Source organism: Planobispora longispora, assembly GCF_016863135.1.
GTDB lineage: Bacteria > Actinomycetota > Actinomycetes > Streptosporangiales > Streptosporangiaceae > Planobispora > Planobispora longispora.
Window position 1 is genome coordinate 1 of record NZ_BOOH01000022.1, and the last position, 8,717, is coordinate 8,717.

The following is an 8,717-nucleotide window of genomic DNA, read 5'->3' on the forward strand; positions in this document are numbered from 1 at the left end:
TCCGCTCCTGGTGAGCTCCGGCCGCATTCCCGCCCGGCCTCCACCGGCATTCCCGCCCAGGCTCCCGGCATCCCCGCCCGGCCTCCACCGGCGCGGACGGGGCGCGGTCCCCGGGCCGGGTGTCCGGCGGGTCAGATGCCGTCGCGCTCGATCGGGCAGCTCATGCAGCGCGGCCCGCCCCGGCCGCGGCCCAGCTCGCTGCCGCGGATGGTGATGACCTCCACCCCGTTGGCGCGCAGGTGGTTGTTGGTGGTGGTGTTGCGCTCGTAGGCCACCACCACCCCGGGCTCGATCGCCAGCACGTTGCAGCCGTCGTCCCACTGCTCGCGCTCGGCCGCGTAGACGTCCTGGACGGCGGTCAGCACCTTGATGTCGTCCAGCTCCAGGGCCGCGGCGATGGCCTTGTGCATGTCCTCCGGGACGTGATCGGTGATCTTCAGTTCCTTGGGGTTGTCACCCGGCTCGATGGTGTAGGAGGGCAGCATGCCCAGCCCGGCGAACTTGGTGAAGACGCCGACGTCCACCTGCGTCATGACGGTGTCCAGGTGCATGAACGCGCGGGTCTTCGGCAGGTTCAGCGCGACGATCCGCTCCGCAGCCCCCTGGGCGAACAGGCTCATCGCCAGCATCTCCACGGCCTGCGGCCGGGTGCGCTCGCTCATCCCGACCAGTACGGCGCCGCGCCCGATGACCAGCACGTCCCCGCCCTCGATGGTGGCCGGGGCCGCCGCCATGCCGGGCATCCACACGTGGTAGCCGCCCTCGGCCCCGGGCCGGTCGTAGCCGGCGGCGAACATCGGATGGTAGCGGTAGACCGCCTCGTAGTTGACCGTCTCGCGCTGGCGGGCCTTCTTCCTCATGGCGTTGATGGACACGCCGTCGTAGATCCAGCAGGAGGGGTCCCGGGTGAACAGGTGGTTGGGCAGCGGCGGCAGCACGAAGCCGTCGGGGGCCATCGCGTGGAAGACCACGCTCTCGGGCTCGCAGCCCAGCTCCATGATCTCCCGCTTGGTGATGCCGCCCGTCAGGAACCGCGCCAGCATGGCGGTGTCCAGGCTGTCGAGGGTGTTGCGGATCGCGTCGGTGGCCATCGGCCCGAGGAAGCGCTCGTCGACGCCGCCGTCCAGGATGTGCTTGCGCGCCTCGGGGATGTCGATCGTGGTCCGGAGCAGGTCCGAGAACATGTGCACGGTGATGCCGCGGTCCCGCAGGACCTGCTGCCACTCCTCGTGCTCCTCCAGCGCGCGCTGCACCCACAGCACCTCGTCGAAGAGCAGGTCGTCCTTGTTGGACGGGGTCAGCCGCTTGAGCGCCAGCTCGGGCTTGTGCAGCAGAACCTGCCGGAGCCTGCCTACCTCGGAGTCGACGTGGAACGTCATCGGACCTCTCCCGTGATTCGCATCGTTTCCCTGACCCGTCCTCACTTCATGAGACCTCACCCCGACGCAGACGGGGATTCCCCTCTGAACGCGAACCTCCCCTGAAAAACCGCGTCACTTCCCTCACCGCAGAACATCCGGGCGGTCATCGCCCCTCCGCGCGGCGTCTCCGGCCGGCAAGCCGGGCCACGACGGCCCGATGGTCCCGCGCCGCCGGGACCTTCGCCTCTGCCCCCGGCAGACGGCGGTGGACGAACCTCGTGACAAGGAGGTCCGCCATGCTCAACCCACTGGCCACGCACGCCGGAACGCGCCGTCTCATCACCGCGGCCGGCACCGCGCCCTCGGTGCACAACACCCAGCCGTGGCACTTCATCGCCCGCCACCGCGAGTACATCGAACTCCACGCCGACCCCGACCGCTGGCTCAAGATCACCGACCCGCGCGGCCGCTCCCTGCACATCAGCTGCGGCGCGGCCCTGTTCAACCTCCGCCTCGCCCTGCGCATCAGCGGCCACCGGCCGCTCACCTGGTCCACCCCCGCCACCGGCAACGACCCGCCCACCCTGCTGGCCACCGTACGACCCACCCCCGCCGCACCCGCCTCCGCGGCCGAGCACGATCTGTACGAAGCGATCAAGGCCCGGCGCACCAACCGGCAGCCGTTCACCGACACCCCCGTCCCTCAGGCGATCATGGACGAGCTGGTCGCGGCGGCCCGGATGGAGGGAGCCGGCCTGGTCTTCCCGCGCGGCCCGGGCGTCGCCGCGCTGCTGGAGGAGGTCGCCGCGGCCGAAGAATCCCTCACCGGCGACGGCCGCTACCGTGCCGAGCTGGCCCGGTGGACCTGCGGGCCGTCGCACGCCGACGGCGTGCCGCCCTACGTCCAGGGACCGCGGCCGATCGGCGACCTCGCGCCCGTGCGCGACTTCGCGCGGGCGACCAGGGAGCGGGCCCGCTTCGAGGACCGTCCCCGGCTGGCCGTCCTGACCACCCCCGGGGACGGCCCGGCCGACTGGCTGCGCGCCGGACAAGCCCTGCAGCGCCTCCTGCTGGTGGCCACCGTCCACGGACTGTCCGCCTCGTTCCTCAACCAGCCGCTGGACCTGCGCGACATGCGCCGCCACACCGATCCCCGCCACCCCGGCGGCCACCCCCAGATGATCATCCGCCTCGGGTACGGCCCCGCCGTGCCCCGCGCCCCGCGCCGGCCCGTCCCCGAGCTGCTGCGCGCCGCCTGAGGCCGTGCCCCGCGCCCCGCGGACGGCCCGGTCACTCCGGCGCCGCGAAAGTTGGGCCTTACCGGAAAGAATCTTTACTATTAGTCTCACTATGTGGATCTAGAGGTTCGTCATCTCCGAGCGATCTGCGCCATCGCCGAAGCCGGCAGCATCTCCAGGGCCGCGGTCGCGCTCAAGATGTCCCAGCCCGCCCTCGCCGCCCAGCTGAGGCGCATCGAGCGCATGTTCGGCGGCGCGCTGTTCGAGCGAGGGCGCGAGGGCGCCCGCCCCACCCAGCTCGGCGAGTGGGTGCTGATCCGGGCGCGGTCCCTGCTGCCCGCCTTCGACGAGCTGCGGCGCGACGGCATGCGCTACGCCGGGCGGGCGGCCGAGCGGCTCAGGATCCGGGTCGGCTGCATGTCCAGCCACCTGGCGATCAACGTCATCTCCTGCCTGAGCGAGCTGTTCCCCGACGCCGACATCGTGGCGCGCACCGAGGAGGCCATGGACCTGCTGCCCGGCCTGCTGGAGTCCCAGCGGCTGGAACTGGCCACCCTCGGCGACTATCCCGGCCACGAACTCTCCCCGCCCCCGGGCGTGGCCTACGCGGACGTCGCCGACGAGCCGATCTTCGTCGGGCTGGCCGCGTCCCACCCCCTGGCCGCGCGGGAGGAGATCGAGCTGCGGGACCTCGCCGGCGAGGACTGGGGCATGCACGCCCTGGCCGAGGCGGGGCACCGCGAGCACTTCTGGACGGCCTGCGCCGAGCAGGGGTTCGAACCCCGGGTCGCCTACTCCGCCGACCTCAGCCTCGCCCTCGACCTGATCGCCTCGGCCCGTTGTGTGGGCATGTTCCAGGCGACCAGCAAGGGATACGCCGGGATCGCCATCCGCCCGCTGGCCGGGACCCCGCTCCGGTTCCGGCACATGATCGGCTGGACCGAGCAGGGGCCGGTCGCCCCGCGCGCGGCCGAGCTCGTCCAGGCGGTCACCCGGTCCTACTGGGCCGAGGTACGGCGCGCGCCCGTCTACGCGGCGTGGCTGGACCGGCACGGCCCCCTCGGCCGCGCCGGCCACCGCTGAGGCTCCCACGAACCCGGCCACCGCCGAGGCTCCCACGAACCCGGCCACCGCCGAGGCTCCCACGGACCCGGCCAGCGCCGAGGCCCCTCACGGGGCCGATCACTCCGCGGCCCTCCCCGCGGAGCCGATCACCGCTGGGCCCCCTTCCCCGGAGAGCAGCCGGGCGAGCGCGCGGGTTCCCGGGGACCGGCGCGCGGGGAGCCCTCCACCGGCGCGGCGGGCAGGGTGACGGTGAAGCGGCTGCCCGGGATCTGCGGGGCGTAGGCGACGTCGCCGCCGTGGGCGCGGGCCAGCTCGCGCGTGATCCACAGGCCCAGGCCGACCGACTGGGGGTTGGTATCGGCCGCGCTGAAGCGGGTGAACAGCACCGCGCGCTTGTCCTCCGGCACGCCGGCGCCGTGGTCGCGCACGTGGATGGCGACCAGGTCCGGGCCCACCGCCTCGGCCTCGACGACGACCGGCAGCGCGCCGTGGCCGATGGCGTTGGCGGCCAGGTTGACCAGGATCTGCTCCAGGCGTTCGGGGTCGGCCCGCACCCGCACCCCGGCGGGCACCTCGACGGCGACCGGGGCGCTGAGGTACCCGATGGCCTCGCACACGGCCTTGCGCAGGTCGACGGCCTCCAGGTCCAGGCGCAGGCCGCCGTGGATGTCGAGGCGTTCGGCGTCCAGCAGCCCGGAGGCCAGGCGGCGGATGCGGTTGATCTGCCGGATCGCCATGCCGGCGATCTCGTCGCGCTGGGCCTTCGGCAGACCGGGACCGTCCTCGGCGAGGGTCTCCACGGCGAACTGGGCCGTCGTCAGGGGTGAGCGCACATCGTGGGCCAGGGTGGCGCTCAGCGCCGCCCGCCAGCGCTCCATCCGCTCGACCTGCGCGCGGGAGCGGCGGTGGTGGGCGACCTGGCGGGAGATCAGCATCCCGACCACCACCATGGCCGGGATGAACACCGCGCCGCCGCTGATCGCCACCGGGCCGCGGTCGGCGGCGATCAGCGGGGTCAGGTAGGCCGCGGCCGCCGGCAGCGCCAGCGCCGCCACCGCCCAGGCGGAGAAGTGCAGGCCGACCCAGGCGAACATCAGCATGAAGAACGGGGCGGTGCCCGCGGCGATGCCGTCGAGGGCCCAGGTGGCGGCGGACAGCAGCCCCAGCGTGGGCACGCACAGCGCCAGCGGCGCGCGCTCCCCGAACCGCTCCCAGGGCAGCCACCACGCCACCGCCGCGGCGACCAGGGCGGCGGCGGCCACCGCGCCGAGCAGGCGGGGCCGTTCGAACGGCAGCACGGTCCCGGCCAGGGCCAGAATCCCGGCCACCGCGAACAGCAGCGCCGCCTGCCGGGCGGCGCTGCGGGGCCCCTCCCCCAGCACGGTTCCGGGTCTGGTTATCGACCTCATCCCATAGGCGTTCCCGCTTTGTCACTGTTAATAGTGATTTGAAGCGTTTATCTGTTATGTCGTGACTGATCCTTGTGCCGGGATCACTGCGGCCGCGGCGTTCCCTCCGGTCCGGCCGGGCCCCCGCCATCCGCCATCCGCCATCCGGTATCCGCCCGACGGCGTCCGCCCATATGACGGCGTTATGGAATTTCGTAGGGTACTCGGCCCCGCACCCGGAGTGTCAGCTTTGGTGCCAGCCCAAACCGTCGGGGAAGGCCGGCCGGTCACGCCGTCACGCGGCCCGTCATACGGCGCAGTGGCATGACCGGCCGTTCTCCCTCGGGCTCCTTGCATCCCTCTACCCCCCAAGGGACATCGAGAGGAGTCACCCCGAGTGAACCCCAAGGCCCGGTCGGGCGTGGTCGCCGTACTGACGGCCGCCGCCCTGACCACCACCTCGGTCGTGAGCGCCACAAGCGCCACCGCGACCCCGGCCGGCACCGGCTTCCGGGCCCCGGCCGCGCAGGCGTTCGCCGTACCGGACCCCGAATCCCGCACGCGCGCGCTCAACAACGCCCGCAGCGCGCTGATCGTCGAGGCGGACGCCCTCCTCACGAGCGCGGACGACGAGTTCCAGCTCAAGGAGAGCACCTCGGGCCCCGGCGGCCTGCAGTTCCTGAACTACACCCGCACCCACCGCGGACTGCCGGTCTACGGCGGCGACGTCATCGTCACCACCGACAAGACAGGCCGCCAGGTGGGCCTCGTCGACACCGCCCAGACCGTCAAGCTGAAGGTCAACACCACGGCGAAGGTGACCGCGGACGCCGCGGCCGTGACGGCCCGCGGGCATCTGGCCTCCACCGAGAGCGTGAGCACGCCCGTGCTGCTCGTGCACGCCGCCACGGACAGGCCCCGGCTCGCCTGGGAGGTCGTGGTCACCGGCCAGGGCGAGAAGGCCCCGAGCGTGCTGCACGTCTTCGTGGACGCCAGGACCGGAGCCGTCATCGACTCCTGGGACGAGGTCCGCGCCGGGACCGGCCACGGCTTCTACAACGGCGCCGGGCTGAACATCACCACCTCCGGCTCCGGCGGCTCCTACTCGATGACCGACACCACCCGTCCGGGACTGCGCTGCGGCGGCCAGAACGGCGCCGCCTACACCGGAACCGACGACAACTGGGGCAACGGCCAGGGCACCAACCTGGAGACCGCCTGCGTCGACGCGATGTACGCGGCGCAGAAGGAATGGGACATGCTCCGCGAGTGGTTCCAGTACAACGGCTTCAACGCGACCGGCGGCGCCTTCCCCGCCCGCGTCGGGCTGAACCAGGTCAACGCCTTCTGGAACGGCTCCTACACCAACTTCGGCCACAACCAGGCCAACACCCAGCAGGCCACCCCGATCGACGTGGTCGCCCACGAGTACGGCCACGCGATCTACCAGTTCGCCGGGACCGACGGCGCGGGCGGCGGCAACGAGGCCGGCGGCCTGAACGAGTCCACCGGCGACATCTTCGGCGCGCTGACCGAGCACTACGCCGCCAACCCCAACGACCCGCCGGACTACCTGGTCGGCGAGGAGGTCAACCTGGTCGGGCAGGGCCCGATCCGCAACATGTACAACCCGGGCGCGCTGGGCGACCCCAACTGCTACAGCTCCTCGATCCCCAACACCGAGGTGCACGCCGCGGCCGGTCCGCAGAACCACTGGTTCTACCTGCTGGCCGAGGGCACCAACCCGCCCGGCAAGCCGTCCAGCACGGTCTGCTCCGGCCCGGCCACGCTGACCGGCATCGGCATCCAGAAAGCCGGCCAGATCTTCCTCGCCGGCCTCGCCATGAAGACCGGCGGGTCGCGGACCCACGCCCAGGCGCGCGTCCACACCCTGACCGCCGCCAAGACGCTGTTCCCGGGCGGCTGCGCCGAGTTCAACGCCACCAAGGCGGCCTGGAACGCGATCAACGTCCCGGCGCAGAGCAACGAGCCGACCTGCCAGGTCCAGGGTGACGACTACTCGGCCTCCATCGCCCCGTCGTCGGCGACCGTGGAGCCGGGCCAGGCCGCCACCGCCACCATCAGCACCACGGTGACCAGCGGCAACGCCCAGTCGATCACGCTGCGCGCGGGCACTCTGCCCTCCGGCGTGACCGCCGCCTTCACCCCGGCCACCATCACCGCCGGGCAGTCCTCCACCCTGCGGCTCTCGACCACGTCGGGCACCCCTGTCGGGACCCACGCGATCGTCATCACCGCCGACGGCGCCAGCGCCGACAAGCAGCTCGGCTTCAACCTGGTGGTCGGGGGCGGCGGTCCGGGCGGTGAGGCCCCGGACATCCCGGTGGCCAACGTCACCGCGCACCTGAACCAGCTGCAGTCGATCGCCTCCAGTAACGGCGGCAACCGGGCCTCCGGCACCGCCGGCTACACCGCCTCGCTCAACTACCTCAAGGGCAGGCTGGACGCGGCCGGCTACCAGACCCGGACCCAGTCCTTCACCCTCAGCGGCCGGACGCACACCAACCTGATCGCCGACTGGCCGGGCGGCCCGGCGAACCAGACCGTCATGCTCGGCGCCCACCTGGACAGCGTGGCGGCGGGCCCCGGCGTCAACGACAACGGCTCGGGCTCGTCCACCCTCCTGGAGGTCGCCCTCGCCCTCTCCGCCCAGCGGCCCACACTCACCAAGCACGTGCGTTTCGCCTGGTGGGCGGCGGAGGAGTCGGGCCTGAACGGTTCGACCTACTACGTCCAGAACGGTGGGACGGCCGGGGTCGAGGCCTACCTCAACTTCGACATGACCGGCTCGCCGAACCCCGGTTACTTCGTCTACGACGACGACCGGACCATCGAGGGACACTTCAAGGAGTTCTACGCCTCGATCAACGTCCCGACCGAGATCGAGACCGAGGGTGACGGCCGCAGCGACCACGCCCCGTTCAAGAACGCGGGCGTGCGGGTCGGCGGCGTGTTCACCGGCGCGTCGAACATCAAGACCTCCGCCCAGGCGGCCAAGTGGGGCGGGACCGCGGGCCAGCCCTTCGACCGCTGCTACCACTCCGCCTGCGACACCACCGGCAACGTCAACGCCACCGCGCTCGACCGCAACGCCGACGGCGCCGCCTACGTCCTGTGGAAGCTCGCCGCCGGGGACACCCCGCCGCCGGTGGACGACTACACGATGTCGGTGAGCCCGTCCTCGGCCACGGTCCAGCCCGGCCAGTCCGCCTCCGCCACGCTGAGCACCACGGTCACCTCGGGCAACGCGCAGAACGTCGCGCTGAGCGCCACCGGCCTGCCCGCCGGCGCCACCGTGACCTTCAGCCCGGCGACCATCACCTCGGGGCAGTCCTCCGCGGTGACCGTCGCCACCGCGGCGAGCACCCCTGCGGGCACCTACACCGTCACCCTCACCGGCGACGGCGCCGCCGCCGACCGGTCGGCCGCCTTCACCCTCACCGTCGGCGGCGGTCAGGGCGAGACCGACTGGCAGACCTGGAAGCAGTACGGGGTGGGTGACGTCGTGACCTACGGCGGCGTCCGCTACCGCTGCCTGCAGGCGCACACCTCGCTGCCCGGCTGGGAGCCGCCGAACGTCCCGGCTCTCTGGCAGCGGATCTGATCCGGTCCGGATCCGGTGGGGCCGGTACGGCGGGCGGGCA

The 8,717-nt window shown here is 72.5% G+C and carries 5 protein-coding genes; 3 read left to right on the forward strand and 2 right to left on the reverse strand.

Annotation, left to right across the window (positions count from 1 at the left end; translation table 11 throughout):
- Positions 1 to 131: 131 nt before the first annotated feature.
- Positions 132 to 1,379 (reverse strand): arginine deiminase, encoded by a 1,248-nt coding sequence (locus Plo01_RS15760; protein ID WP_203891346.1) that lies wholly within the window; start codon positions 1,377 to 1,379, stop codon positions 132 to 134.
- A gap of 278 nt (positions 1,380 to 1,657) precedes the next feature.
- On the opposite strand from Plo01_RS15760, the gene Plo01_RS15765 reads away from it, so the two are divergent.
- Together Plo01_RS15765 and Plo01_RS15770 are read left to right on the forward strand one after the other, a co-directional pair.
- A complete protein-coding gene (locus Plo01_RS15765) occupies positions 1,658 to 2,620 on the forward strand; it encodes an Acg family FMN-binding oxidoreductase (RefSeq protein ID WP_203891347.1) in 963 nt (320 codons plus the stop codon).
- A 93-nt stretch (positions 2,621 to 2,713) separates the two neighbouring features.
- The gene (locus tag Plo01_RS15770; protein ID WP_203891348.1) at positions 2,714 to 3,682 is read left to right on the forward strand and encodes a LysR family transcriptional regulator; all 969 of its coding nucleotides are present in this window, start codon (positions 2,714 to 2,716) and stop codon (positions 3,680 to 3,682) included.
- Positions 3,683 to 3,810: 128 nt separating this feature from the next.
- Here the strand turns inward: Plo01_RS15770 and Plo01_RS15775 are convergent, their stop codons facing one another.
- Positions 3,811 to 5,046 carry a sensor histidine kinase gene (locus Plo01_RS15775; protein ID WP_203891349.1) on the reverse strand — a complete coding sequence of 412 codons (1,236 nt, stop codon included), beginning with the start codon at positions 5,044 to 5,046 and terminating at the stop codon, positions 3,811 to 3,813.
- A 403-nt stretch (positions 5,047 to 5,449) separates the two neighbouring features.
- On the opposite strand from Plo01_RS15775, the gene Plo01_RS15780 reads away from it, so the two are divergent.
- Positions 5,450 to 8,677, forward strand: a complete 3,228-nt coding sequence (locus Plo01_RS15780; protein WP_203891350.1) for a M28 family peptidase — start codon at positions 5,450 to 5,452, stop codon at positions 8,675 to 8,677.
- Positions 8,678 to 8,717 lie beyond the last annotated feature (40 nt).

Bases quoted from the DNA above. Each gene is read 5' to 3' on its own strand.
- Plo01_RS15760 (WP_203891346.1), bottom strand. From the start codon at position 1,379: ATGACGTTCCACGTCGACTCCGAGGTAGGCAGGCTCCGGCAGGTTCTG.
- Plo01_RS15765 (WP_203891347.1), top strand. From the start codon at position 1,658: ATGCTCAACCCACTGGCCACGCACGCCGGAACGCGCCGTCTCATCACC.